This window comes from Streptomyces sp. Ru72, assembly GCF_002920635.1.
In the GTDB taxonomy this organism is placed as follows: Bacteria; Actinomycetota; Actinomycetes; order Streptomycetales; family Streptomycetaceae; genus Streptomyces.
In genome coordinates, this window is the sequence record NZ_PQSR01000227.1 from 1 (window position 1) to 1,570 (window position 1,570).

The 1,570-nt window shown below is 76.1% G+C and carries 1 protein-coding gene; it reads left to right on the forward strand.

The window, feature by feature from the left end; translation table 11 throughout:
* Positions 1 to 1,417 (forward strand): FtsX-like permease family protein (locus C3488_RS39585; RefSeq protein WP_146068034.1); only part of this gene is annotated, 1,417 nt, incomplete at its 5' end.
* Positions 1,418 to 1,570: the final 153 nt, after the last annotated feature.

Consider the following 1,570-nt stretch of genomic DNA (forward strand, 5'->3'; position numbering starts at 1 on the left):
GGTGAGCGCCCGCCCCTCGCGGCGGCGCACGGTGGCCGAACTGACCGTCGTGCTCGTCGTCACGGGCTCCGTGGTGGCGCTGCGCCGACGCGGCACGGCGGACGGCGGCCTGGACCAGCTGACCGCGGCTGCCCCGGTTCTCGTCGCGGTGGTCGCCGCCTTCGTACTGCTGCGGCTGTACCCGCTGCCGCTGCGGCTGCTCGCCCGCCCGGCGGCGCGTCTCAGGGGCGCGGTGCTCCCCCTGGGCGTGGTGCGCGCCGGCCGCACTCCGTCCACGGCCGCCCTGCCGCTGCTCGCCGTCCTGGTGGCGCTCACCGTGACCTCGTTCGGCGGTGCGGTCCTGGCCGGGGTGGCCGCCGGGCGGGACCGGGCGGCACTCGCGGCCGTCGGCGCCGACGCGCGCGTCCAGGCCCAGGCCGCCCTGCCGCGAGGACTCGCGGAGCGGATTCGTCGCCTCCATGGTGTGCGGGACGTGGCGGCCGTCCGCGTCGAAACCGGCCTTCGTACGGAGCGCGGCACGGAGTACGACCTGCTCATGGTGGACCCGGGGTCCTACGCGCGGCTCGCCGCGGTGACGGGCGTGGACGGCCGCTTCCCGACGGCAGAGCTGGACGATCGTGGTGCCGGAGCGCTTGCCGCGGTGGTTTCGCCGCGACTGGCCGCGGAGTTCGGCGGACACGCACGCGTCGTGCGGACGGCCGCCGGGCCGCTCGACGTACGGGCTGTCGCCGCTCGGGAGGCCGCTGTCGCGGTGCCGGGCCGGGAGTTCGTCATCGTGTCGGCGAAGGCCGTGGCGCGCGAGCACGCCGACTGGCAGCCGACGTCCGCGCTGGAGCCGACGGAACTGTACGTGACCGGCCAGGTCGACGGTCGATCCCTGCGCGCCACCGCCCAGCGGGCGTCGGGCCGGCTGACCGTCCGGCTGCGGTCCGAGGAGCGGGCGGCGCTGAAGGGGACCGCTCTGCAGTCCGGTGCCCAGCGCGTGTATCAGGCGGCGGTGGCGGCCGGCGGCGGCTACTGCGTCCTGGCCCTGCTGCTCTCCCTGCTGCAGAGCGCACCGCAGCGCCGGACCACGCTGGCCCGGCTGCGCACCATGGGCATGAGGGTGGGTCAGCGCCAGTGGCTCGCCGTGCTCGACGTGCTGCCGCAGGTGCTGCTGGGCGCGGTCGGCGGCGTGCTCACGGGTCTGGCCGTGGTCCCGCTGCTGCGGCCCGGTGTGGACCTGACCGCTCTGGCCTTCACCGGCCGGCCAACGGCCGACGGCATGCCCGCGGTGGTGCCGGCCACCGACCCGCTCGCACTCGTCCTGCCGTCGGCGGGACTCCTGGGCGTGGCGTGCGCCGTGCTCGCGGCCCAGGCGTGGTGGACCGGACGGCGCGGAGAAGGCACGGACCTGAGGATGGGGGATCAGGCATGACGGAAGGGACCTCCGCGGCGTCGGACGCGGTCACACTGGCCGACCTGGAGCAACGGGTCGCGCGACAGCGTGAGCAGCCCGCCCGTGACCAGGACGCTCTGATCGTGTGCGACCGTCTGGTGCGCGTGTTCACCGGCCAGGGAGGAGAGGTGC